The organism is Saccharopolyspora shandongensis, from assembly GCF_900106995.1.
In the GTDB taxonomy this organism is placed as follows: Bacteria; Actinomycetota; Actinomycetes; order Mycobacteriales; family Pseudonocardiaceae; genus Saccharopolyspora; species Saccharopolyspora shandongensis.
In genome coordinates, this window is record NZ_FNOK01000004.1 from 12,269 (window position 1) to 37,166 (window position 24,898).

At 70.2% G+C, this 24,898-nt stretch carries 22 protein-coding genes, 1 tRNA gene and 1 pseudogene; 17 read left to right on the forward strand and 7 right to left on the reverse strand.

From position 1 onward, the window contains the following. Positions 1-259 precede the first annotated feature (259 nt). Positions 260-1,765 (reverse strand): PucR family transcriptional regulator, encoded by a 1,506-nt coding sequence (locus tag BLW84_RS05000; RefSeq protein ID WP_093261795.1) that lies wholly within the window; start codon positions 1,763-1,765, stop codon positions 260-262. Between the two features lie 239 nt (positions 1,766-2,004). On the opposite strand from BLW84_RS05000, the gene BLW84_RS05005 reads away from it, so the two are divergent. The 10 genes from BLW84_RS05005 to BLW84_RS05050 all read left to right on the forward strand — a co-directional run bounded on the left by BLW84_RS05005 (position 2,005) and on the right by BLW84_RS05050 (position 12,906). After that, a complete protein-coding gene (locus BLW84_RS05005; RefSeq protein ID WP_093261797.1) occupies positions 2,005-2,874 on the forward strand; it encodes an FAD binding domain-containing protein in 870 nt (289 codons plus the stop codon). Next, a complete protein-coding gene (locus tag BLW84_RS05010; RefSeq protein ID WP_093261799.1) occupies positions 2,865-3,350 on the forward strand; it encodes a (2Fe-2S)-binding protein in 486 nt (161 codons plus the stop codon). Before BLW84_RS05005 ends, BLW84_RS05010 begins: the two co-directional genes overlap by 10 nt. A 276-nt stretch (positions 3,351-3,626) precedes the next feature. Continuing rightward, a complete protein-coding gene (locus BLW84_RS05015; protein ID WP_093261801.1) occupies positions 3,627-4,988 on the forward strand; it encodes an 8-oxoguanine deaminase in 1,362 nt (453 codons plus the stop codon). A 272-nt stretch (positions 4,989-5,260) separates the two neighbouring features. Next, on the forward strand, positions 5,261-7,567 hold the full coding sequence (pucD, locus tag BLW84_RS05020) for a xanthine dehydrogenase subunit D (protein ID WP_093261803.1): 2,307 nt from the start codon (positions 5,261-5,263) through the stop codon (positions 7,565-7,567). A gap of 287 nt (positions 7,568-7,854) precedes the next feature. Beyond that, complete coding sequence (locus BLW84_RS05025) at positions 7,855-8,343, forward strand: nucleoside deaminase (protein ID WP_093261804.1); 489 nt, start codon at positions 7,855-7,857, stop codon at positions 8,341-8,343. Between the two features lie 324 nt (positions 8,344-8,667). After that, positions 8,668-10,113 carry an NCS2 family permease gene (locus BLW84_RS05030; protein ID WP_093261806.1) on the forward strand — a complete coding sequence of 482 codons (1,446 nt, stop codon included), beginning with the start codon at positions 8,668-8,670 and terminating at the stop codon, positions 10,111-10,113. 86 nt (positions 10,114-10,199) lie between these two features. Further along, positions 10,200-10,775 (forward strand): nucleotidyltransferase family protein, encoded by a 576-nt coding sequence (locus BLW84_RS05035; RefSeq protein WP_245760943.1) that lies wholly within the window; start codon positions 10,200-10,202, stop codon positions 10,773-10,775. Positions 10,776-10,896: 121 nt separating this feature from the next. After that, complete coding sequence (locus BLW84_RS05040) at positions 10,897-11,199, forward strand: hypothetical protein (RefSeq protein WP_093261810.1); 303 nt, start codon at positions 10,897-10,899, stop codon at positions 11,197-11,199. Positions 11,200-11,506: 307 nt separating this feature from the next. Beyond that, positions 11,507-12,124 carry a TetR/AcrR family transcriptional regulator gene (locus BLW84_RS05045; protein ID WP_093261812.1) on the forward strand — a complete coding sequence of 206 codons (618 nt, stop codon included), beginning with the start codon at positions 11,507-11,509 and terminating at the stop codon, positions 12,122-12,124. An 86-nt stretch (positions 12,125-12,210) separates the two neighbouring features. After that, a complete protein-coding gene (locus tag BLW84_RS05050; RefSeq protein WP_245760944.1) occupies positions 12,211-12,906 on the forward strand; it encodes an MOSC domain-containing protein in 696 nt (231 codons plus the stop codon). A 257-nt stretch (positions 12,907-13,163) separates the two neighbouring features. On the opposite strand, the gene BLW84_RS05055 is transcribed toward BLW84_RS05050, so the two are convergent. Then, a complete protein-coding gene (locus tag BLW84_RS05055; RefSeq protein WP_093261814.1) occupies positions 13,164-13,385 on the reverse strand; it encodes a DUF3618 domain-containing protein in 222 nt (73 codons plus the stop codon). A 284-nt stretch (positions 13,386-13,669) separates the two neighbouring features. Here BLW84_RS05055 and BLW84_RS05060 point away from each other — a divergent pair, with 284 nt between their 5' ends. From BLW84_RS05060 to BLW84_RS05070, 3 genes are read left to right on the forward strand one after another with little or no spacing between them, the layout of a single operon-like run. Then, entirely contained in the window at positions 13,670-14,608 is a 939-nt protein-coding gene (locus BLW84_RS05060; RefSeq protein ID WP_093261816.1) for an RNA polymerase sigma-70 factor, read from the forward strand. A 37-nt stretch (positions 14,609-14,645) separates the two neighbouring features. Further along, positions 14,646-15,419, forward strand: a complete 774-nt coding sequence (locus BLW84_RS05065) for an SDR family oxidoreductase (RefSeq protein ID WP_093261818.1) — start codon at positions 14,646-14,648, stop codon at positions 15,417-15,419. Continuing rightward, entirely contained in the window at positions 15,419-15,835 is a 417-nt protein-coding gene (locus BLW84_RS05070; protein ID WP_093261821.1) for a hypothetical protein, read from the forward strand. Before BLW84_RS05065 ends, BLW84_RS05070 begins: the two co-directional genes overlap by 1 nt. A gap of 226 nt (positions 15,836-16,061) precedes the next feature. Here BLW84_RS05070 and lepB read toward each other — a convergent pair whose 3' ends face one another. Further along, complete coding sequence (lepB, locus tag BLW84_RS05075; RefSeq protein ID WP_177226291.1) at positions 16,062-16,886, reverse strand: signal peptidase I; 825 nt, start codon at positions 16,884-16,886, stop codon at positions 16,062-16,064. A gap of 137 nt (positions 16,887-17,023) precedes the next feature. Between lepB and BLW84_RS05080 the strand changes: the two are divergent. Both BLW84_RS05080 and BLW84_RS05085 read left to right on the forward strand, forming a co-directional pair. Further along, a pseudogene (locus tag BLW84_RS05080) lies at positions 17,024-17,341 on the forward strand (transposase); the annotation flags it as partial. Positions 17,342-17,505: 164 nt separating this feature from the next. Continuing rightward, entirely contained in the window at positions 17,506-18,417 is a 912-nt protein-coding gene (locus BLW84_RS05085; RefSeq protein ID WP_093261826.1) for a MerR family transcriptional regulator, read from the forward strand. A 9-nt stretch (positions 18,418-18,426) separates the two neighbouring features. Here the strand turns inward: BLW84_RS05085 and BLW84_RS05090 are convergent, their stop codons facing one another. Further along, positions 18,427-19,371, reverse strand: coding sequence for a TetR/AcrR family transcriptional regulator (locus BLW84_RS05090; RefSeq protein ID WP_093261828.1), 945 nt, complete (start codon positions 19,369-19,371; stop codon positions 18,427-18,429). A gap of 130 nt (positions 19,372-19,501) precedes the next feature. Between BLW84_RS05090 and BLW84_RS05095 the strand changes: the two genes are divergently transcribed. Together BLW84_RS05095 and BLW84_RS05100 are read left to right on the forward strand one after the other, a co-directional pair. Next, positions 19,502-20,632: an FAD-dependent monooxygenase gene (locus tag BLW84_RS05095; RefSeq protein WP_093261830.1), complete on the forward strand. Its 1,131-nt coding sequence runs from the start codon at positions 19,502-19,504 to the stop codon at positions 20,630-20,632. A gap of 98 nt (positions 20,633-20,730) precedes the next feature. Further along, positions 20,731-20,804 (forward strand) — tRNA-Leu (locus BLW84_RS05100). A 340-nt stretch (positions 20,805-21,144) separates the two neighbouring features. On the opposite strand, the gene BLW84_RS05105 is transcribed toward BLW84_RS05100, so the two are convergent. The 3 genes from BLW84_RS05105 to BLW84_RS05115 form a co-directional block, all read right to left on the reverse strand. Continuing rightward, complete coding sequence (locus BLW84_RS05105) at positions 21,145-22,299, reverse strand: epoxide hydrolase family protein (RefSeq protein ID WP_093261833.1); 1,155 nt, start codon at positions 22,297-22,299, stop codon at positions 21,145-21,147. A 161-nt stretch (positions 22,300-22,460) separates the two neighbouring features. After that, a complete protein-coding gene (locus tag BLW84_RS05110; RefSeq protein WP_245760974.1) occupies positions 22,461-23,810 on the reverse strand; it encodes an MFS transporter in 1,350 nt (449 codons plus the stop codon). A gap of 198 nt (positions 23,811-24,008) precedes the next feature. After that, entirely contained in the window at positions 24,009-24,896 is an 888-nt protein-coding gene (locus BLW84_RS05115; RefSeq protein WP_093261835.1) for a LysR family transcriptional regulator, read from the reverse strand. Positions 24,897-24,898: the final 2 nt, after the last annotated feature.

Here is a 24,898-nt window from a genome sequence, read left to right on the forward strand (position 1 = left end):
CGTCTCGGCTGGTGGGGCTGGGTTCTCCCCGGGGTCCGACCGCCGGGGGCGCGCGTCCTCGGAGCGCGACCGCGACCAAGCACAGTACCCCGCTCACGCACAGATTTCGAACCGCGCCCGGCCCTTCCCCCGGACAGCGGAACCGAGTGTGAGCACCCCCACGGGACCGCGCCGATGTCGTCGCGTTGCGTGGTCGAAATAGGACTTCCCGTGATCGCGGCGCCGGTTCGCGGGAGCGGCCCGCAACGGCCCCGCCGCGCTACTCGGCGGGCTCGCGGTCGAGTTCGAGGGCGAGGTAGAAGTCCACTCGGGACGGGAAGTCGGCGAGGTCCCGGCCGGTGATCTCCTCGATCCGCTGGATCCGGTAGCGCAGCGTGTTCACGTGCACGTGGAGTTGTTTGGCGCAGCGCGACCACGATCCCGAGCAGTCGAGGAAGGTCCGCAGAGTGCGCACCAGGTCGGAGTTGTGCGCCGAGTCGTACGCGATCAGGTCCGCGAGCAACCGCTGGCGGTAGGAGCGGCGCAGCTCGTCGGGCGCCGACGCCAGCAGCACCTCGTGCGACGCGAGCTCCGCCGCCGCGACGACCTCGGCGCGCCCCCGGCGCTGCTGCGCGAGCCGCCGCGCGTAGCCCGCCTCCTCCAGCGCTCCGCGCAGCGCCGTCGCCGGGCTGACGTCGCTGACGCCGACCGCCAGCCGCCGCTTTCCGAGGCCGGGCTCCGTCTCGGCGGCGATGCGGCGCAGCAGCGCGTCCAGCTCCGCCAGGTGGACTTCGTCGTCGACGAACAACGCCGTCGCACCCTCGCCGAGCGGCGCCGTGACCGACGCCATGCCCGTCGCCGCGGCGATCTCGCGCAGCAGCGTCGTCGACTCGGCCGGGTCGCCGACGCTGAGCGCGACCGCCCGCAGCGGCTCGGCGGTCGGCAGTCCCGCGGTCTCCAGCCGCGCCGCGACCTCAGCCTGCGTGGAGGTGCCGTCGAGCAGCCGCCGCAGGGCCGCTTCCACCGAACGACCCGCGATCCGGCGGGCCTCGTCCACCCGCGCGCGCAGCAGCGCCACGACCGTGCCCAGGTCGGTGGCGATGGCTTCCTTCTCCTCGTCCCAGTCGGCGACGTCGCCGCGCGCCAGCACGAACCAGCCGGCGGCGGGCGGCTCGATGCCGGACTCCACCGGCCACAGCACGTGCGCGTCGCCCGGTCGCACGGTGCGCGGGAGGCGGCCGGTCGCGAACTCCCGCAGCGCCGCGCAGCGGGTTTTCTCCGGCAGGTCGGCGGTGCCGCCGACGATCCAGCCGACCGCGGACAGCACCCAGCAGTCGGTGCCGAGCTCGTCGGCCGCCATCCGCAGCACCTGGTCGAGGTCGGCGCCGCCGGCGACCGCGGAGACCAGCTCGCGGCGCGGCGCGGAGCGGCGCTGGATGCGGTCGGCGAGCGCGTTGAAGCTGACCGTCAGCGGCACCTCGAAGGCGGGCAGGCCGTGCCGCCGGCACGCTTCGACCAGGTCCGGCGGGGCGTGGCCGAGGCGCGCGGTGCCCGCGGCGAGGCCCGCCACCCCGGCGTCGACCAGCGCGGCGACGAACGCCTCCGAATCGGCCGGCTCGTTGCGCCACATCAGGCCGCTGAGCACCAGCTCGCCGCCGTGCAGGTAGCGCCGGGGATCCAGCAGGTCGGTGATGTAGACGCCGCGGACCGGGCGGGCCATCTTCTCCGCGCCGTTGAGCAGCACCAGTCCGAGTTCCGGATCGGCGAGAAGATCGTTCAGCTGCACCTGCGCACCTCGGATCCCGCTGCCGGCGCGAGGCAGCCACCTGTTTCCAGTGCGGAGCTCCGCGATGTTTCGGCCGGGTGGCCTGAACGGCGCACCGGTGCTCCGCGCGTTTGGAGAAACATACAACTCCCGTCCGCCCACCGAAAGGCTTTTTCGGGCCTTCCACCGCTAGTCACCGACTACTCCCCGGCTGTGTACTGACTCACACCTTTTCACCGGCCGTGACAAGGAGTACAACCGTGGAATTCCTCCGCCCCGCCTCGTGGCGGGAGGCGCTCGAAGCCAAGGCCGCGCATCCGGATGCGACGCCGATCGCCGGCGGCACCGACGTGATGGTCGAGATCAACTTCGACCACCGCCGCCCCAGCACCCTGCTCGACCTCACCGGCGTCCCGGAGCTGACCGGCTGGTCCGAGGAGGGCGGGGAGCTGCGCATCGGCGCGGGCCTGCCCTACACCAACCTGATCAACGAGCTCGGCGACCGGGTGCCGGGCCTGGCCATCGCCAGCCGCACCGTCGGCTCGCCGCAGATCCGCAACCGCGGCACGCTCGGCGGCAACCTCGGCTCCGCCTCCCCCGCCGGCGACGGCCACCCCCCGCTGCTGGCCTCCGACGCGCGGATCGAGGTCGAGTCGGTGCGCGGCAAGCGGCTGATCCCGGCGACGGAGTTCTTCACCGGCGTCAAGCGCAACGCGCTGGCCGAGGACGAGCTGATCGCCGCCGTGCACATCGCCCCGGCGACCGGCGCGCAGCAGTTCTCCAAGGTCGGCACCCGCAACGCGATGGTCATCGCGGTGTGCACCTTCGCGATCGCGCTGCACCCCGACCGCAAGCAGGTCGGCACCGGGATCGGCTCGGCCGCCCCGACGCCGCTGCGCGCGCTCGCGGCCGAAGAGTTCCTGAGCGCCGAGCTCGACTGGGAGCAACGGCGGCCGTTGGAGGAGTCGGTGGCCCGCCGGTTCGGCGAGCTGGTCGCGCAGGCCGCGTCGCCGATCGACGACGTGCGCGGCACCGCCGACTACCGCCGCCACGCGCTGGCCGTGATGGCCCGCCGGACCCTGTCCTGGGTCTGGAACGACCACTGTTCCGGGAGGCAGGAATGCGCCTGAAGTTCACCGTCAACGGACAACCGCACGAGGCCGACGGCGTGTGGGAGGGCGAGAGCCTGCTGTACGTGCTGCGCGAGCGGCTGGGCCTGCCGGGCTCGAAGAACGCTTGCGAGCAGGGCGAATGCGGCTCCTGCACGGTCTACCTGGACGGCGTGCCGGCGTGTTCGTGCCTGGTCGCGGCCGGGCAGGCCGAGGGCCGCGAGGTGCGCACCGTGGAAGGCCTCGCCGACGGCGAGAAGCTGGACGAGGTGCAGGAGGCGTTCGTCGAGGCCGGTGCCGTGCAGTGCGGTTTCTGCACGCCGGGCCTGCTCGTGCAGACGCACGACCTGCTGAACCGGAAGCCGGACCCGTCCGACGCGGAGATCCGCGAGTCGCTGGCCGGGAACCTGTGCCGCTGCACCGGCTACGAAAAGATCATGGACGCCGTCCGGCTCGCCGCCCAGCGGAAAGCTGCGGAGCGGAAGGCAAACGCATGAGCAGTCCTCTGTCAACCCGAGTGCTGCGCAACCGCACCTCAGGGGACCGCGACGCAACCCGACCACAAGCAACCGCGAAACGCGAAATCGGTCCCGGACGCAACCACCACTGCGAATCGCGGAGAGGCGGAATGGCATGAGCAGCCCTCTGTCAACCCGAGTGCTGCGCAACCGCACCTCAGGGGACCGCGACGCAACCCGACCACAAACAACCGCGAAACGCGAAATCGGTCCCGGACGCAACCACCACTGCGAATCGCGGAGAGGCGGAATGGCATGAGCCGGACCGTCATCGAGGGTGGCGCCGTGGTCACCGTCGACGACTCGGGCACCGAGTTCACCGAGGGCCACGTCGTCGTCGAGGGTGACCGCATCGTCGCGGTCGGCCCCGGTTCCGCGCCGGCCCAGCAGGGCCCGGTGCGGCGCATCGATGCGTCCGGCTGCCTGGTCACTCCCGGCCTGATCAACACCCACCACCACCTGTACCAGTGGGCCACCCGCGGCTACGCGGCGGACGCGACGCTGTTCGGCTGGCTGACCGAGCTGTACCCGGTCTGGGCGGGCATCGACGAGGAGATCACGCACGCCGCGGCGTCGGCGGGCCTGGCCCGGATGGCCCTGTCCGGCTGCACCACCGCCGCCGACCACCACTACGTCTTCCCGCGCGGCGGCGGCGACGTGTTCGGCGCCGTGGTCTCGGCGGCCCAGCGGATCGGCGTGCGGCTGCACGCGGTGCGCGGCTCGATGGACCGGGGCCGCTCGCAAGGCGGCCTGCCGCCGGACTCGGTCGTCGAGGACCTCGACGCCGCGCTGGCCGGCACTCAGGAGGCGATCGACCGGTTCCACGACCCGAACCCGGGCGCGCAGGTGCGCGTCGCGGTCGGGCTGTGCTCGCCGTTCTCGGTCAGCACCGACCTGATGCGCCAGGCCGCGGAGTTGGCGCGCCGCAACGGGGTCCGGCTGCACACCCACCTCGCCGAGACCACCGACGAGGAGGAGCAGTGCCGGGCCGAGTTCGGCCGCACGCCGGTCGAGTACGCCGACGACCTGGGCTGGCTCGGGCCGGACGTATGGCTGGCGCACACGATCCACCTGTCCGAGAAGGGCATCGCCCGGCTCGGTGAGACCGGCACCGGCGCGGCGCACTGCCCCAGCTCCAACGGCCGGCTCGGCGCCGGGATCGCGCCGGTGCGGCCGCTGCTGGACGCCGGTGCCCCCGTCGGGCTGGGGGTCGACGGGGTCGCCTCCAACGAGGCCGGCGGCCTCGGCGAGGAGATGCACCAAGCCCTGCTGACCGCCCGCGCCCGCTACGGGCCGGAGGCGCTGTCGGTCCGCGACGCGCTGCGGCTCGCCACCCGTGGCGGCGCGCGGTGCCTCGGCCGCGACGACGAGCTGGGTTCGCTGGAGAACGGCAAGCTCGCCGACATCGCGGTCTGGCGGCTCGGCGGCCTCGACCACGCGGGCATCGCCGACCCGGTGGCCGCCCTGGTGCTCGGCCGCCTGCCGAAGCTGGAGCGGTTGCTGCGCGGCGGCAGCGTCGTGGTCGACGACGGCCGGCTGATGCCGGTGTCGGAGGCCGAACTCACCCACGAACTCGACCGGGCGAGCGCCCGGATCCGCACCCGGGAGGCGTCATGAACGGCGCGAACCGATCCGGCGCAAGTTTCCTTCCTAGAAACCTGTTGTCGAGCTCGGGTTTTGCCTTTGAAGCGGCGCAGCCGCTTAGCCCACGCTCGCAACCGGCACCGCCGCGGGTTCTGAGAGGCATTCTCGCGAGGACAGCCCCGGCGCCGCGTATTGGTCCATACACAAGTCGGGGATCCCGGAGTGAGAAGGCCTCTCAGGTTCCGCTACCCGCACCGCCACGCAGAACGCGTTTGGAAACAGGTTTTCACACCGGAGGTGTCCGCATGAGCAGTAGCCATGCGCCTGCTCGCAGTCCTCAGGAGCTCAACGACGCCATCGGCGGCGGCATCGGCGAATCCCCGCTGCGCCCGGACGGCGCCATCAAGGTGCGCGGCGAGTTCGCCTACTCCTCGGATCTGTGGGCCGAGGACATGCTGTGGGGCGCGACGCTGCGCAGTCCGCACCCGCACGCCCGGATCCGCTCGATCGACATCGGGCCGGCGATGGCGATGGCCGGCGTGCAGACCGTGCTCACCGCCGGGGACGTGCCCGGCGACAACTGCTTCGGCCTGAAGTACGCCGACCAGCCGGTGCTGGCCTCCGATGTGGTGCGCTACAAGGGCGAGGCGGTCGCGCTGGTCGCGGCCGACCACCCGGAGACGGCGCGGCGCGCGCTGGAGAAGATCGTCGTCGACTACGAGGTGCTGGAGCCGGTGCTCGACGCCGAGCGCGTCGCGCACGACGACACGCTGCCGAGGCTGCACCCGGACGGCAACGTGGTGCGGCACCAGAAGATCGTCAAGGGCGACCCGAACGCGACGGCCGACGTCGTGGTCTCCGGCGTGTACACCGTCGGGATGCAGGACCAGGCGTTCCTGGGGCCCGAGTCCGGGCTGGCCATCCCGGCCGAGGACGGCGGCGTCGACCTGTACCTGGCGACCCAGGACCTGCACTCCGACCTGCGGCAGACCGCGCGGGCGCTCGGGCTGCCGCCGGAGAAGGTGCGGATGACGATGTCCGGCGTCGGCGGCGCGTTCGGCGGCCGGGAGGACCTGTCCATCCAGGTGCACGTGTGCATGCTGGCGCTGCACCTGGGCAAACCGGTCAAGATGGTCTACAACCGCGAGGAGTCGTTCTACGGCCACGTGCACCGGCACCCGGCCAAGATGTACTACGAGCACGGCGCGACCCGCGACGGCAAGCTCGTGTACGTCAAGGCGCGGCAGTACTTCGACGGCGGCGCGTACGCCTCGAAGACGCCGGTCGTGGTCGGCAACGGCACCACCCTCGGCGCCGGGCCGTACAAGGTGCCGAACGTCGACATCGAGGGTTGGGGGCTCTACACCAACAACCCGCCGTGCGGCGCGATGCGCGGACTCGGCGCGGTGCAGCCGACTTTCGCGTACGAGTCCCAAATGGACAAGCTCGCCGCCGCGCTGGGCATGGACCCGGTCGACCTGCGCATCGCCAACGCCATCGAGCAGGGCGACTCGATCCCGACCGGTCAGGTGCTGGACTTCCCGGCCCCGGTGGCCGAGCTGCTGGCGCGCGTGCGGGACCTGCCGATGCCCGACGAGCGCACCGGGCCGGTGGACATCCGGGACATGCCCGGCGGGGCGTCCAACACCACGCACGGCGAAGGCGTGGTGCGCGGCGTCGGCTACGGCGTGACGATCAAGAACATCTGCTACGCCGAAGGCGCCGACGACTTCTCGACCGCGCGGGTCCGGTTGCAGGCCATCGGCGGCGAGCCGGCGGCCATGGTGCACACCGCCGCGGCCGAGGTCGGGCAGGGCCTGGTGACGGTGCAGCAGCAGATCGCGCGGTCGGAGCTCGGCGTCGAGCGGGTGACCATCCACCCGAACGACACCAGCGTCGGCCCGGCCGGTTCCAGCTCCGCCTCGCGGCAGACGCTGGTCACCGGCAGCGCCGTCAAGGCGGCCTGCGACGCGGTGCGGGAGGCGCTGTTCGCCCGGGTCACCGAGCGCTACGACGTCGCACCGGCGCTGCTGTCCCTGCAGGGCGGCAAGGTCGTGTCCGAGGCCCACGGCGTGCTGGCCGACCTCGTGGAGGTCCTCGGCGACGACGTCATCGAGGAAACCCGCGAGTACCACCACCGGGAGACCTTCCCGATGGACGAGAGCGGCCGCAGCGAACGGGTGCACGTGCAGCACGCGTTCTCCGCGCACCGCGCGGTGGTCGACGTCGACCTCGATCTCGGCCTGGTCAAGGTCGTGCAGCTGGCCTGCTCCCAGGACGTCGGCAAGGCGATCAACCCGGACGCGGTGATCGGCCAGATCCAGGGCGGCACCGCGCAGGGCATGGGACTGGCGGTGATGGAGGAGATCAAGGTCGTGGACGGGCACATCCGCAACCCCTCCTTCACCGACTACCTGATCCCCACGATCCTCGACACGCCGCCGATGGAGATCGACGTGATCGAACGCGCCGACCCGAACGCGGTCTACGGCCAGCGCGGGGTCGGCGAGCCGCCGACGATCTCGACCACGCCCGCCGTGGTGGCGGCCATCCGCGCCGCCACCGGCAGGGAACTCCCGCACACCCCGGTGGCCCCCGAGCACATCGTGTGACCAGACCAGCTGGGGCGGCGGTGCCGGGCCGTCGCCCCAGCATCCCAACGGAATCACCGGAAAACCCGGAGAAAATTTCAAAGTGATTTGCGTGGCGGTGCGGATAGCGGCCCCTGCGGAAGTTACAGGGCATTCTCGCTTGGAATTCCCGACCTCATGAATGACCAATTCACCTGGTCGGGGCGGTCCTCGCGAGAAGACCCCTGAGAACCCGCCGCGGTGCGGGCCGAGTCCCACACCGCAAGCGGCTACCGCCGCTTGCTGAAGAGAACCCAGGAGGAAAAGCAATGTCCGTGGACGTCGCAACGGGCGCCGAGCAGCACTGGATGGCGCAGGCCATCGACCTCGCCACCACCAATGTGGACAGTGGCGGCGGGCCCTTCGGCGCGTTGATCGTCCGGGACGGCGAGATCATCGCTACGGGCACCAACAAGGTGACCGTCGACCTCGACCCGACCGCGCACGCCGAAGTGACCGCGATCCGCAACGCCTGCCGGGCGCTGGGCACCTTCAAGCTGGACGGCTGCGTGCTGGTGACCTCGTGCGAACCGTGCCCGATGTGCCTGGCCTCGGCGCTGTGGGCGCGGGTCGACCGGGTGCTGTTCGCCGCCGACCGGGACGACGCCGCCGAGGCGGGCTTCGACGACCGCGCCTTCTACGACGCGTTCGAGGATCCCGAGACGAAGTGCCCGACGCCCGTCGTCCGGGTGGAGATGGCCTCCCGCAACGCCGCCTTCGACGCCTGGCGCGGCAAGTCCGACCGCGTCGACTACTGAACCGCGATCCGATCCGGCAATTCCCCGGATAGCAAGAAGATTCCGACGACGACGTCCTGAGCAGAGGCATCGGTAGCGACGACCGGGTCGCCCGAAGCCTGCGGACGGGCCGCACCGACAGTTCCCGCCATTGCGCCGGAACTGGGCCCGCCCGCCGTCCCGATGAACCGATCCGGGACAGCGAAAACCAATCGATCAAACGCCCCGCACCGATTTCGGCGAATTCCCGCCGGGCTCTCCCCTGCCCGGAAAACGCCGGAAAGAAGTCCGGGCGGCACCGAATCCGAGTGCCGCGCGGGGGCGCCCACCGGCATGGGAGGACGCATGACCCAGCAAGTGCAACCGGAAAGATCCGCCGACGCAGGCGCTTCCGGATTAGATCGCTTCTTCCGCATCACCGCCCGCGGTTCCACCTTTTCCCGAGAACTGCGCGGCGGCCTGACCACCTTCGTCGCGATGGCCTACATCGTGATGCTCAACCCGCTGATCCTCGGCGCGTCCGCGGACGCGACCGGCGCCGAGCTGACGCCCGAGCAGCTGACGACGGCCACCGCGGCCACCGCCGGCGTGATGACCATCATGATGGGCCTGGTCGGCAACGCGCCGCTGGCGCTGGCCTCCGGGCTGGGCGTCAACGCCGTCGTCGCCTTCACCATCGCGCCCGCCATGACCTGGGCGCAGGCCTTCGGGCTGGTGGTGCTCGAAGGCATCGTGATCGTCGTCCTGGCCGTCAGCGGCGTCCGGGAGAAGATCATCAACGCCATCCCGGCCGCGCTGAAAACCGCGCTCACCGTCGGCATCGGCCTCTACATCGCGCTGATCGGCCTGGTCAGCGCCGGGTTCGTGACCCGGAAGCCGGACGCGGCCAACACCACGGTGCCGGTCCAGATGGGCCAGGGCACCGAGGGGCACCTGGTCGGCGTGCCGATCGCGATCTTCTGCGTCAGCCTGCTGATCATGCTGGTGCTGCTGGCGCGGCGGGTGCCCGGCGCGATCCTCATCGGCATCGCGGTGAGCACGGTGCTGGCGATCGCGGCGAACGCGGCCTTCGCCATCGACCCGAAGCAGTGGGGCACGATCGTCCCCGAGCTGCCCGATAACGTCGTCGGCAGCCCCGACTTCAGCCTGTTCGGCGACGTCGACCTGTTCGGCGGGTTCGCCGCGGCCGGCGGCATCGCGGCCACCGTCTTCCTGTTCACCCTCGTGCTGTCCGGGTTCTTCGACGCGATGGGCACCATCACCAGCGTCTCCTCCGAGGCGGGGCTGGTGAAGGACGGCAAGGTCGAGGGCATGGGCCGGATCCTGGCCGTGGACGGCATCGCCGCCGCGGCGGGCGGGCTCACCGGCTCGTCGCCGAACACGGTGTTCCTGGAGTCGGCCACCGGCGTCGCCGAAGGCGCGCGCACCGGCCTGGCCAGCGTGGTCACCGGCCTGCTGTTCTGCGCGGCACTGCTGTTCACGCCGCTGGCCGCGGTGGTGCCGGCGCAGGCCGCCGCGCCCGCGCTGGTGATCGTCGGGGCGCTGATGATGGCCCAGGTCCGGCACATCCCCTGGGACGACCCGGACTACGTGATCCCGGCGTTCCTGACCATCGCGGTGATCCCGTTCACCTACATGATCACCAACGGCATCGGCGCGGGCCTGGTCGCGTTCGCGGTCATCAAGATCGCCCGCGGCAAGGTGCGCGAGATCGGCTGGTTCGTCGGCATCCTGGCGATCGTCTTCGCCTTCTACTTCGGCGTCGAGGGCGTCGAGGCCCTGGTCGAGTAGCTGCCACCCGACCAGGAATCAGGTGGAGGGCGCCTTTCCCCGAGAGGCGCCCTCCACCGCCTTCTCCGGATGGGTACGGTGCGTGCGTGGGAGTCGCGGGAGTCGTGTTGGCCGCCGGTGCCGGACGCCGCTTCGGAATGCCGAAGGCGCTGGTGGAGTACCACGGATCGCTGCTGGTGGACCGGGCCGTGCGAGTGCTGGCCGCGGGCGGGTGCGCGCCCGTCGTGGTCGTCCTCGGCGCCGCCGCGGACGAGGTCCGCGAACGGGCCGAGCTGACCGGCGCGACGGCCGTGGTCAACCCGGACTGGGCCACCGGCATGGGCTCGTCGCTGCGCACCGCGCTCGACGCGCTCGCCCCGACCGATGCCGACGCCGCCCTCGTGCTGCCGGTCGACATGCCCGGCATCAGCCCGGAAGCGGTGCGGCGGGTCGCGGCGCTCGCGAGCCGGAGCGCCCTGGCCGCCGCCGCGCACGACGGCGCGCGCACCCACCCCGTGCTGTTCGGCCGCGACCACTGGGCCGGGGCCCGCGCGGCCGCCACCGGCGACGCCGGCGCGCGCGGCTACCTCAAGGGCCGCGAAGTCGCGCTGGTGGCCTGCGATGACGTGTCGGAGGGCTTCGACATCGACCGTCCTGAAGACCTCGACCGGGGCAACCCGTAGAGTCGACGGCCACGCGCGACCGGCCTGCCAGCGGCTGCCCAGCGCCTACGGCGATCGACGCAGCCCGCACCGGTCCGCGACGTCACACGAACGCCCGAGCACGCCGGAGGCGGAGGCATTCATGGGAAGCGGACACATCACGGCCGACTACGTCCCGGACGGCGACGACTGGCTGATCACGGTCACGACCGGAGCCGACCGGCGTACCGCCCGCGCGCCGGGCCTGATCGCGGCGCGCGACCAAGCAGACCAGTTCATCGAGCAACTCGCGCCCAGCAAGGCGGGCCGCGTCGTGATCCACCTGCTCGACGGCGACGGATTCGCCTTCACCAGCGCATACCTGCAGGCCAGGCACGGCCTGTCCGACGAGGCGACCCGCAGCGCCATGGCCGCCGCGACGGGCCACGCACGCGGCGGCCGGTGACCGCGCGGAACGTCCCGATCGCGTGCACAGTGGACGAAAGCGGCTCGGACCTTAGGGGCGTTTTGAGAATGCGGCGCCAGCCACATGCGGTGTGGGACTCAGCTCGCACCGCCGCGGGTTCTCAGAAGTCTTCTCGCGAGGACAGCCCCAGCGCCGTGTATTGGACCATACTCAAGTCGGGGATCCCGGAGTCGAGAAGGCTTCTGAGGTTCCGCTACCCGCACCGCCACGCAAGCCCATCCCGAAATCTCCTCTTAGGATGTCCGGTGTGAAAGCGGCGAGCAGTGCACGCGAGGAGGAAGCAGCGTTGGCCAGCGTCGAAACGAACCGGTCGGCCAGCGGCCGGGGGCGCCCGCGCGATGCCACCCGCGACGCGGCGCTGCGCCAGGCCGCGATGGAGGTGCTGGCCGACGTCGGGTACCGGGCGTTGACCATGGACGCCGTCGCCGCCCACGCGCGGGCGGGCAAGGCCACCATCTACCGCCGCTGGGACTCCAAGCTCGACCTGGTCATCGACACCTGCACCCAGCTGGTGCGCCGCAGCATCCCGGAACCCGACCAGGGCACCATCGAGGCCGACCTCGGCGACTTCCTCCGCAGATTCGCGTCGTTCCTGACCGGCCCGGTCGGCAAGGCGGCGCAGGCGCTGGTCGGCGAGCTCCCGCACGAGCCCGAACTGGCCGCAGCGTTCCGCGAGTCCTTCCTGCTGCCGCAGCGCGACATGCTGCGCCGCATCATCGAGCGCGGCGTGCAGCGCGGCGAGATCCGCGCCGACTCGCCGATCGACACGGTCGTCGAACTCGCCGGCGCGAGCCTGATCTACCGCCTGATGCTCACCGACGAGCCGCTCGACACCGGTTTCGTCGACCGGCTGCTGCACGAGGCCCTGCTACCGCTGCTCCACAGCGCCGCGCCCCGGCGATGATCCCCGTTCGCGGGAGTCGGGGCACCGAGATCACGCGCTAGGGTGAGGCCACGCGGTGAATGGAGGTCTGCGTGGCGCGGGGATCGGTGACGGAGCTCAATCGCTGGCCGGTGAAGTCGCTGCGCGGTGAGCGCGTCGAAGCGGCCCGATTCGACGACCGCGGCATGGCGGGCGACCGTGCCTACGCGCTGCTCGACGAGCGCGACAAGCGTTCGGGCAAGGTGCTGACGGTGCGGCAGAACGCGGTGATGCTGAGCTGGTCGGCGAGCTACGGCGACATCGCCGACCCGGCCGAACCACCGACCCTGCGAGGCCCGGACGGCGCGGACTGGTCCTGGACGGACCCGAAGCTCGCCGATGCCCTCGCCGGTTCGCTGGACATCCCGCTGAGCCTGCGCGCCGCGGACGGGCAACAGGACCGCGGGCCGACCGTGCTCGTGACCTTCGAGGCCTCCAGGGTGGCGCTCTCCGACGAGCTGGGCGCCGACGTCGATCTCCGCCGGTTCCGCACGAACATCCACGTGACCGCCGATCTGCCGGCCTTCGCCGAGGAGACCTGGGAGCACGACACCGTGCTCACCGTGGGCGACGTGGAACTGGCGGTGATCGGGGAACGCGCCGGGCCGTGCATCCGCTGCGCGGTGCCCAGCTGGGACGCCGACGGCCGCGAGCGCTGGCGGGAACTGCAAACCCACCTCATCGACCGCCACGACAACAAGTTCGGCGTGATCATGCGCGTCACCAAACCCGGCGAAGTACGAGTGGGCGACGCGGTTTCCTAAGCCTTCTGGGCCGCAAACCTGTTTCCAGAAGTGTCTTGCACAGCGGTGCGGGTAGCGGCCCCCCTGCGGTAGTTACAGGCGCCTTCTCGCTGTGGGATCCCCGACATCATGAAGCCAAATCACCACGTCGGGGCTGTCCTCGCGAGAAGACCCCTGAGAACCCGCGGCGGTGCCGGTTGCGAGGGCGGGCTAAGCGGCTGCGCCGCTTCAGAACCCGCCCTACCGCACACCGTCACAATCCAAGAGGCCCACGGACCTCAGCGGAACAGCTTGCGCACCACCGCAACGGTGACGAGAGCACCGACGCCGATCAGCACGTAGCGCACCCTCGGATCGCTGAGCTTCTCCTGCAGGCTGGACTTGCCGTACTCGACGAACCGCTTCGGGTTCGCCTTGTCGCTCAGTTGGTCCAGCGTGCTGGCCAGCGCTTCACGCGCCTGCTCGATGTCGCGCTCGATGGCGTCTGGATCACGGGCCACGTGTCCTCCTCACCTTCACCTGGCTGCTGACACCGTAGAGCACCGCCGAACCGGCCACGCACCAGCGGTAAGCGTGTCGCGCCCGCAACCCCGGTCGGGAACGCGCCTCTCGCCGAGATCACCCCACGCGCCAGGCTGCGCAGAACGGGGCCGTAGCCCAATCGGCAGAGGCACCAGGTTCAGGTCCTGGCCAGTGAGGTTCGCCGATCAGAAAGCACCGCGCCGGAGGCGGGCGCCGCGCGACTGACCACGGCCATCGGCGGTGTCGTGCGAGAATCACGGCCGTGAACCGCCCAGGGGGAAGCCCCGGATCCGCGCCGGTCGCGGAGTTCGAGCGGCAGCGGCCGCGGCTGTTCGGGCTGGCGTACCGGATGCTCGGTTCGGCCGCGGACGCGGACGATGTCGTTCAGGACGTCTTCCTGCGATGGCACGGCACCGAACCCGGCTCGGTCGAGGATCCCTCCGCGTGGCTGGTCAAAGTCGCCACGAACTTGTGCCTGAACCGGCTCGGATCGGCCCCGGTTCGTCGAGAACGCTATGTCGGGTCGTGGTTGCCGGAGCCGGTGCTGACCTCCGATAGCGCGCTGGGGCCGATGGAGACGGCCGAGCAACGGGACACGGTATCGCTGGCCTTCCTGGTGCTCGCCGAACGGCTCACCCCAGCAGAGCGGGCGGTTTTCGTGCTGCGCGAGGCATTCGGCTACAGCCATCGCGAGGTGGCCGAGCTGGTCGAGCTTTCGGAGTCGAACTGCCGACAGCTGCACAGCCGGGCACGGAAACGCCTGTCGGTCGTCCGGCCCCTGCGGTCCGCGGGCGACCCCTCCGAGAATCGGATGCTGGTCGAGCGGTTCCTCGACGCCGCGCGTGGCGGTGACCTCGCAGGCCTGGAGCGGATGCTCGCCGAGGACGTCACATCGGTCGCCGATGGCGGCGGCACGCTCGGTGTCGCCCGGTTGCCGGTGCGCGGCGCGGCGAAGGTGGCGCGGTATCTGGCGACTGTCACCAGCCGGTATGTCGAAGGTCTCACGGTGTCCATTTACGAGGTGAACGGGACTCCGGGGCTACTCGCTCGGTCCGCGTCCACGTTGCTCGGTGTGTTCGTGCCGGAAATCGCGGACGGCCGGATTACCGGCATCCGGATAGCCGCCAACCCGGACAAGCTCCGGTTCGTCGGCACGCAACTGGCCCGGTTGTCACGTTCCGAGGAGTCATTCGGTTCCTAGTGGTGCAAGGCGAGATTCGGCCACCACGTAGCGAGACATGGCGAAACGGATTCTGGTCACCGGCGGCACTGGACGGCTCGGGCGCGCGCTGGTGCCACGGCTGCTCGATGCGGGCCACGACGTGCGGGTGCTGACCCGCGGGAGGCGCGAGCCTGCCGCTCACCGCTGGGTGACGGGTGATCTGCGCAGCGGCGGCGGGCTGGTAGGCGCGGCCGCCGAAGCGGACGTGATCATCCACCTGGCGACCACCAACGGGCGAGGCGATGTGGCCGCGACCGACAACCTGATCGAGGCCGCGAAAGCGGCGGGCAGCCCGCACCTGGTGTACGTGTCGATCGTCGGTATAGAGAACGTCGCGCTCGGCTACTACCGGGCGAAGCTGGCGTGCGAACGGCTGGTCGAGCGCTCTGGGCTGCCGTGGACGATCCTGCGCGCGACCCAGTTCCATGACCTGATCGCCGCCATGTGCGAGGTCCAGCGCCTGCTGCCGGTGGTGCTGATGCCGTCGAAGGTGCGTTTCCAGCCGATCGACGTCACGGAGGTGGCCGACCAACTGGTCGCGTTCGCGGCAGGACCAGCCGCGAACCGGGTGCCGGACATCGGCGGCCCGGAGGTGCGAGAGGCCGCCGACCTGGCCCGCAGGTACCTCCTGGCGATCGGCCGTCGTCGGCCGGTGTGGACGGTTCCCTTGCCTGGCAAGGCGATCCGGGACTATCGCGCGGGCCATCACATCACCCCGAGTCGGGCGGCAGGGCAGATCACCTTCGACGATTTCCTCGCCGGAGACCGTGCGCACGGACGGAGCCGGTGATGCGGCGGTGGCTTCGCGTCGGCCTCGGGTTTCTCGCGGCGACCCAGCTCGTCGTTGGTTTGTGGGCATTGCTCCTCCCTGCGCGGTTCTTCGCGCTAGAGGTGGTCGGCATGGGCATGGCCTACAACAAGCACCTGATGCTTGACTACGGCGCCATGACACTCGCCAGCGCCGTGGTACTCGGCGCCGCGACCATCAACATGGGACAGTGGATCACTCGGACCGCGCTCGTCATGTACCTGACCTGGGCGGTCCCGCACTTCTTCGTACATCTGACCATGCTCGATCATCTCGCGCCGTCGACCGCCGCACTGCTCATGGTCGCACTCGGCCTCGCGATCGCCTTGCCTGCCGGTCTGCTCGCGCTCACCGAGCGGGAGCCCCGGCTCCTTGACGATTCGAGTGGCCGCATCTGACGACCGAAGAGTTCGGGTCGTGGTTCGTTAGGTCCACAACGCGTCACAACCCGAACTCTCGACCTCTTGAACACGCACCAGTGACAGTTGTCCGGTTCGTTACGGGGATGCTGACTCCCGGCGCCCGCGGGGCCGGGGCCATGCCCGCGATCGCCAGCCGGTCCAGGGCGCACACCGCGACCCCGCCGGCTGCGGGTTGGAGCCATGGTGCTGGAGCTAGCGCTGCCTAGAAGCCGTGGCGTGGGAGAGCACTCCCACCTTCTGGACTGCGCCGTCCTCGTCGCAGCCTGCGCACGAGCGTGGTCGCTGCGAGGACAAGGAGCCACACGGACGCGATCCCGCAAAGCATTGCGCTGACGGGCGTCGCCCAGAGCAGGTAGCTATAACGATGATCCGCTGGGGTGGGCGTGGCCAGGCCGACGTCAGTGAACGCAGAGGTCGGCGGCACGGCGCTTGGGGCGGTCCAGGGCTTGTGGATTCCCACGACCCGTCCCGTGATCGCGGTAGTGGGGATGCTTCCTCGTCCTTGCTGGTCGCGATGAAATCGGGAGTCGGCGGAGTTCGCCCGCCAGTCACCAAGGACGAAGACCATGCCCTGGGGCACAGCCTCTGCAAACGGCAACTGCCCGGCTTGGTCAGCCCAAGGGTCGTCGTGGCGGACGTAGTCCTCGGAGATCGACGTGCCGTTCACCTGAATCCGGCCCTGCTGGTCACAACAGGACACCGTGTCTCCGGCGATCGCGACGACCCTCTTGATGAACGGCTCGTCAAAGGACCAGGACGACCCGTCGAAAACGACGATGTCGCCCCGCTGCACGTCACGATCACCCGCCACAGTGACGATCGCATCGTCTCCGGACTGCACGGTGTTCGTCATGTCGGGAGAAGAGACGGGGTAGATCTCGTAGTTGGCCCGGAACACGATCGATGCCCCGACGTAGAGCAGCAGACCAACGGCCATGACCGTCGCAGCCAACGTCCACGAAACCCAGCGGGTGGTGGTGGACTTCATCGAGTGTCGATGGTCGTTCGCCTCGTCCGCCGCGGCCATGTTGACCTGCCTTCTCGCAAAAGCGCCGCACTGGCCGGATCCTCGGCAGCCCGACCGCCAGTCGAAGGAGGCACCACGAGAGTGCCCCGCCTGGCGCGGATGACGAAGCCGTGGTCTGCGCCTGGCGTCTCCCGTAGCTGTGGAACGCCAGCCTATCCCCATGGGGAAGTTCAGATCACAGCGCTTCACCACCGTGGTGGCCTTGCTGTCGGTGGCTGGTAGACGGTGTGCGGTGGCGGGTTCGGACCGGAGTTCCGTGGCGGGACCTGCCGTTCGAGTACGGACCGTGGCAGACGGTGTATGGACTGTTCCGGAGATGGCAGCGTCGGGGTGTGTGGGCCCGGCTGCTGACGTTGTTGCAGGCGAGGGCTGATGCGGCCGGGCTGATCTTCTGGGAGGTCAATGTCGACTCCACCATCTGCCGGGCACACCAGCATGCTGCCGGTGCCCGCCGGCGCGGTGCTGTGCAGAAGGAACCGCCAGGCGGAGTGAGCGCCGAACCAGGAAGGGCGCATTTCCTGGCATTGGCACGGAGCGGTGCGTATGGGGTTGCACCTTCCGTAGCGGCATGTGGTCCGGTGGACTTACGTCCCGATCCCTTGAGGAAAGGTCCCTGCTCATGCATTCGTCTTTCATGCCACCCCGCCAGGTCAAGATCGGTGACGCGGCGGCCTTCGCCGGCAGCACGCCACGGGCGATTCGCCATTACCACGAGATCGGCCTGCTCCCCGAGCCTGAGCGGGGCGGCGATGACCGCCGCCGCTACGGGTACGAGGACATGATCCGCTTGCTGTGGATTCGCAAGATGGCCGACGCCGGGATCGCCCTGGACGACATCCGTGACGCCTTTACCACCGGCACGGCTTCCGCCGGTGCGGACAGCGGAGAAGGTATCGCGGGCATCCTGGAGCGGTTGGAGGGAACCCTCGCCGAGCAGGAGGCGGAATTGCGGCGGCAACGGACCGCCGTGCAGCGGATGCGCGCCGAAGGCAGCCGGATGGGCCTGCTCTCCGACTTCGTCACCGAACTCCTCAAGAGCCTGCCCGAGGGCTCCCTGCGTCAGGCGGACCTGGACAGTCTGCTGGTCACTGAGCGGATCTTCGGCCCGCTCGGCGCGGCCGTCCAGGCCACCCGCTTCGTCGTCCTGGCCACGCATCCCGCTCTGCGGGAGGATTCCGACCGCGTCGATGACGCCGAGGAGGCACTCGATGACAGCGTCGCCGTCGATGATCCACGGGTGGCTCAAGTGGCCGTCGAGCGGCACGCCTTCGAAAGCGCCCTGCATGCCGTCATCGAGGAGTCCGGCCTGGGTAAGGACGACGATGCCCTCTTTGACGCCTGGGACGCTTTGCACCCTGCTACCGCCGATGACGGCGAGGACGAGGCCGACCTCGGCTCTGGCAGGCGGGAGGCTGACTCCATGAGCGTGTTCGAAGCCATCGGCAAGATGCCCTACGACTTCTCCCCGGCCCGCCTGCGCTGTATGGAACTGGCCGAAGAACTATCCGCCCAAGACTCACCCGCCACCTAAAACACGGCCCTAGCCGGTCATGCGGTGGATCCGCGTGGCCAGGCCGTCGAGCAGCAGGCGCAGGCCCAGATCGAACAGGTCGTCCAGGATCAGGTCGTAGCCTTCGGCGGACAGCGTGGTCAGCACCCTGGCGAATGTCGGGTAGCGGCCCGTGCCGATGATCGCCTCCAGGGTCGGCGCCTGGCTGTCCATCCACTCGTCCTCGGACACCCCGGACGCACCGAGCGCCTGCTGTTCCCGTTCGAGGTGGACCGCGATGCCCTGAACGTGGCTGAAGAACAGCACGTGCAGGTCGCACATGGCGGCTGCGCCGAGGTTCAGGCCGTCCAGCGCGGCGAGCGCCCACTCCGCGTGCACCGCCAGGTTGGGCAGCGGCAGCGGTCTGGTGATCGGGCTCAGCTGGGCCAGCCACGGATGCCGCCGGTACAGCGACCACAGGGTGCGCGCGCAGAGCTCCAGGCGAGCCCGCCAGCCGGTCGGCGACTGGGCCGGGTAGCCGCGCTCGCCGAACGCGGCGTCGGCCATCAGCCTGACCAGCTGATCCTTTCCGGCCACGTGGCGGTACAACGACATCGGCGCGACGCCGAGCCAGGCCGCGACGCCGCGCATCGACAGCACGGCCAGCCCCTCGTTGTCGGCGATCTCGATGGCGGCTTGCACGATCCGGCCACGAGTGAGGTCTTCCGGTCGGCCGCGCGGCACGGGCCGGTGGGCGGGCTTCGTCGCCGCCGTGCGGCTGGGGCCCTCGACCACGTTGCCCGAGCGGGGCTCGGCACGGATCAGGCCCTCCTGCTTCAAAGCCGCCAGAGCTTTGGCCGCGGTGGCGGCCGCAACGCCCCACTCGGCGGCGATCCTGCGGGTGGACGGCACCTTGGCGCCGGGGACCAGCTCGCCTTGCTCGATCCGGCGCCGGAGCTCGGCGGCGATGGCCAGGTAACGCGGTTCCGGCGGCATGCGCTTCTCTCATCTGTGCTAGTACAGATGCCCAACTGTACTACGTCAGCTTTGGCGCTTCTGCGGGCGAACTGGCACTGTGTGCAGCGCAATCACTAACGCGTACATCGTCTCATCAGTGGAGCAACCCATGCGGAACGTCCTGATCTCCGGAGCCAGCATCGCCGGCCCGGCCCTGGCCTACTGGCTGCAGCGCAAGGGCTTCTCGGTGACGGTGGTGGAGCGAAGCCCCGGCCCGCGCAATGGCGGCCAGGCGATCGACATCCGCGGCGTCGCGCTCGACGTGGTGGACCGGATGGGCCTCGGTGAGCGGATCCGGGCCGCACGCACCCGGATGCGCGGGATGTCCATGTTGGACAGTGCAGGCAACGAACTGTTCCGGTCCGAAGAGCACACGATCAGCGGCGGCCGGTTGGACAACGAGGACGTTGAACTGCTGCGCGAGGACCTCACCGCGATGCTGCACGAGGCGACGAAGGACCAGGTCGAGTACGTCTTCGGCGACTCGATCACCGCCCTGCGGCAGGACGAGCGCGGCGTCCGGGTCGAGTTCGAGCACGGCGGCTTCCGCACCTTCGACTTCGTCATCGGCGCGGACGGCCTGCACTCCACCGTGCGGCGGCTCGCCTTCGGGCCGGAGCAGCAGTTCAGCTCGCATCTCGGCCAGTACCTGGCGATCTTCCCGATGACCAACTTCCTGGGCCTGGACAACTGGCAGGTGTGGTTCCAGGACGGGGCCACGGGCGCCGGTGGCGGCGTCTACCCGGTGCGCGACAACACCGAACTGCGGGTCACCCTCGGCTTCAGGTCCGAGCCGGTGACCTACGACTACCGGGACACCGAACAGCAGAAGCAGCTCATGGCCGAGCGGCTGGCCGGCCTCGGCTGGGAAGTCCCGAAACTGCTGTCGGCGATGGCGGAGGCACCGGACTTCTACTTCGACGTGATGTCCCAGATCCACATGGACCGGTGGACGACTGGCCGGGTAGCGCTGGTCGGCGACGCCGGCTACTGCGCCTCGGTGCTGTCCGGGCAGGGCACCAGCCTGGCCCTGGTCGGCGCATACGTCCTCGCCGAGGAACTGGGCCGGCCCGGCATCGACCACACCTCCGCCTTCGCCGCCTACGAACGGCGGATGCGCCCGTTCGTCGCGCTCAACCAGGCCCTGGCGACCGAGAACCCCGACGGTCCCGCACCCGAGGAGTCCCTGAACCGCGCCAAGAACGCCATCTCGCTGGACGTCGACGGGAGCGCGGACTGACCACGTCCGGTACGCGCCCCGTCGAGTGGGCGCGCGGGAGCCTCGGTCGGGAACGCCCGTGCTGCCAAGATCACCCCACGCGCTAGGCTGTGCCGTGCGGGGCCGTAGCCCAATTGGCAGAGGCACTAGGTTTAGGTCCTAGCCAGTGAGGGTTCGAGTCCCTCCGGCCCCACGAGACTCCAGGCGTGGTGTGTTCGCGGAAAGCGCGAACCCTTCGTCTCGTCATCTCATCGCGGGGCCCAGCCCCCGCGATGCGGAGCGTTCCCGCCGTCCGGTTCGGCCATGACCAGCGAAATCGCGCTAACTGCCGGTCAAATCGCACCTACGGGCGGCGAGGTACGCCCAGTACGCGTCCCAGATCGCCCTGGTCCTGTCAGCGAATAAGACAAGTGGAGTCCGGTCAGGCGCCGAGAGCGGTCGTTTCCACCCTTCCGCTCGGCTAGCACTCCGGCACATCGCCGGAATGTCCTCGCCGGGTGCGGCCCGCCCGCACCGGCCTGGCGGGGCGCCTTTCAGCGGAGGGTGCGGAAGAAGGTCCGGACGTCTTCGACGAGGGCTTCCGGTTCTTCCATCGCGAGGAAGTGGCCGCCCTTCTCCAGTTCCGTCCAGTGCACGATGTCGTGGTCCCGCTCCGCCCAGCGGCGGATCGTCACGTCGTGGGTCGAGACCAGCACGCCCGTCGGCACCTCGCCCTTGCCCGCCGGCTCCGCGATCCAGCCGGCCGCCGAGATCTCCTCGTAGTAGATCTGCGCCGCCGATGTCGCCGTTCCCGTCAGCCAGTACAGCGAGACATCCGTGAGCATCCGGTCGCGGTCGACGCTCTCCTCCGGCAGCCCTTCCGGCGGGTCGGTGAGCTCCTTGAACTTCTCCACGATCCAGGCCAGTTGGCCGACCGGTGAGTCGTGCAGCCCGTAGCCGACCGTCTGCGGTCGCTTCGAATTGCACTGCAGGTAGCCGTCGTTGAAGTTCTGCATCGCCTCCCAGCGCCGCTGCTCCACCTCGGTCAGGCCGTCCATCTCGCCGTCGATGCCGGCCGGGAACGCGAGCAGGGCGTTGACGTGGACGCCGATGACGTGGTCCGGGTCCTGCTTGCCCATCGCGGGGCCGACCCACGCGCCCGCGTCGTAGCCCTGCACGCCGTAGCCGTCGTACCCGAGCCGGGCCATCAGCTGCGCCAGCAGCCCGGCCATCCGCGCCACGTTCATCCCGGGCCCGGCCAGCGGCGTGGAGAACCCGAACCCGGGCAGCGACGGGATCACCAGGTGGAAGGCGTCGGCCGGATCACCGCCGTGCGAGCGGGGATCCGACAGCGGCCCGATGACGTCGAGGAAGTCCACGACCCCGCCCGGCCAGCCGTGCAGCAGGACCAGCGGCGTGGCGCCCGGTTCCGGCGAGCGCACGTGCAGGAAGTGGATGTTCTGCCCGTCGATGGCGGTGACGAACTGGGGGTGCGCGTTGAGTTCCGCCTCGTGGGCGCGCCAGTCGTACCCGGCGCGCCAGTGCTCGGCGAGGTCCTTGAGGTAGCCGACCGGGACACCGCGGCTCCACCCGACCCCGGGCAGCTCGTCCGGCCACCGGGTGCCGGCCAGCCGGGACCGCAGATCGTCGAGCTGCTCCTGCGGGATTTCGATGCGGAAGGGCCGTACGTCGTGCTGTTCGTTCGTCATGCTCCGCACGCTATGAGCCGCTTGGGCCACTTGCGGACCTAAGGATTCGATCCGTGCGGGGCAACTCGCGGGATTGGTCGACGCGACCGAGACCAGTGAACGTTTCCGTTGGGGCACAACGGTTTCAGGAGTCGAACTCCCCCGGCCGCGTCGACCGCCGGTCAGCAGGCGTCGGCTTCCGAGGCCAGGTCGCGGTCATTCGTCTCCGGGGCCAGCCAGGCCCCGAGGACGCCGATCGCCGCGTAGGCGAGCATGATCACCGCGATCGGCCACCACGCCGGGGCCGCCGCCGCCATCACCGCGGCGGTGAGGATCGGGGCCAGGCCGCCGGACAGGACGGCGCCGACCTCCTTGACCGTCGACATGAACGTGTAGCGGTGCTTGGCGCCGAACATCTCGACGAGCCAAGGGGATTCCACGCCGTAGAGGTTCGGCAGCGGCCCGCCCACGAAGACCGCGAACACGATCGCGATGATCACCGGGTTCTCCGTGTGGATCAGCGCCAGCGCCGGCACCGCGAACAGCAGCTGGAACACCGCGAACGCCAGGAAGACGGGCCGGCGGCCGTACCGGTCGCTGAGCTTGCCGAACAGCGGCACCGTCCCGAAACCGAGCACCGTCCCGATCATCACGCCGGTCGTCGCGACGCTGCCCGCGAGGCCGAGCGTCGAGGCCGTGTAGCCGACCAGGAAGCCCTTGACCAGGTAGACCGCGCCGTTCTCGGAGACCCGGATGGCCAGCGACAGCAGGAACGGCTTCTTCGCCTTCGCCACGTCCCGCCACACGCCGCCGTGCTCGGCCTCGTGCTTCTGCGCCTCGCGGCGGCGGCGCAGTTCCTCGAACACCGGCGATTCCTTCACCGACGTCCGCAGGTACAGCGCGACGAACGTGGTGACCAGGCTCAGCAGGAACGGCACCCGCCAGCCCCAGCTCATGAACTGCTCCTTGGGCATCTGCGACAGCGACAGCCACAGCACCGTCGCCAGGAAGATGCCGGAGTTGGTGCCCATCGCGACTACCGAGCCGAAGAAACCGCGCCGGTGCTTCGGGGCGGACTCGACCATCAGCAGCGACGCGCCGGCGAGCTCCGCGCCCGCGCCGAAGCCCTGGACCAGGCGCAGCACGGTCAGCAGCAACGGTGCCCAGACGCCGATCTGCGCGTAGGTCGGCAGCAGGCCGATTCCGGCGGTGGCCAGGCCCATCATCGCCAGCGTGGCGATGAGCACGACCTTGCGCCCGTGCCGGTCACCGACCCGGCCGAAGAACAGCCCGCCCACCGGGCGGATCAGGAAACCCGAGCCGTAGACGCCGAAACTCGCGATCAGCGCCACCGCCGGGGACTGCTCGGGGAAGAACAGCGGGCCGAACACCAGCGCCGCCGCCAGGGTGTACAGGGTGAAGTCCATGTACTCCAAGGCAGAACCGAGCCACGAGGACACGGCCGCGCGGCGCAGGTCGGCCGGCGGGACGACGAGCTCGTCGTCCGCGCGCGACGCGGCCGGGGGAATCACGGTGCTCAAGAGATGCGCTCCTCCACGCTGAGGAAACCCCGTGTGGCACAGGGGTTCTCCGCCCGCGGGCGGTTGAGGGCAGGTCGGCAGCCGATGTGACTGCTGCCACTGGAGGAGAAGCCTCGCAGGCGGAACTTTGTTTCGTCCAATACAAGATTTGTCGCGGACTGATACGCCGCCGGCATCAATTCCGGGCGGTCACGGGGTCGGGAGCACCTCCTCGGCGATCCGCAGCACCGCCGCGGCCGCCGGGGAGAGGTGCTCCTGGCTCCACGCGATCGCTTCCTGCGTCTGGTAAGGACGGCCGGCCAGCGGCACGAAGACGACGTTGCTGATCACATCGAGCACCGAGGTGACGGTCAGCGTCACCCCGAGCCCGGCGGCGACCATCGCCATGATGGTGCTCGTCTCGGGCCCGTACTGGACGATCCGGGGCGTGAAACCCGCGTCCACGCAGGCGTGCACCATGAGGTCGCGGAGGCTGGACACGCCGCCGGGCGGGTAGGCGATGAACCGCTCCTCGGCCAGCTCGGCGAGCTCCACGGACTCGGCCCCGGCAAGCGGGTGGTCGGGCGCCACCGCGAGGATCAGCCGCTCGTCGAACACCACCCGCGTCGAGACGCCCTCGCGGACCGCGGGCAGCCGGACGAAGGCGAGGTCCAGGCTGCCGTCGACGACCATGTCGAACCCCGCCTGCGAGTACACCTGGCCGACGACGACGAGCTCGATCCCGGGCTTCTCCGCGTTGAGCCGCTTCACCAGGCCCGGCAGGCACGCCAGCGGCCCGACGCCGCCGACGCCGATGCGCACCGTCCCGATCTCGCCGTGCGCCGCCGACGCCGCCACCGCGGCCGCCTCCTCGACGGACTTCATCACCTTGTGCGCGGCGGGCAGGAACGCCTCGCCGACCGGGGTGAGCGTGACCCGGCGCGTGGTGCGGGACAGCAGCGACGCGCCCAAGGACCGCTCCAGCTGGCGGATCTGGCGGCTCAGCGGCGGCTGCGTGGTGTGCAGGCGCTCGGCGGCGCGGCCGAAGTGCAGCTCCTCCGCCACCGCGATGAAAGCCTCGATGTGCCGAAGATCCATGG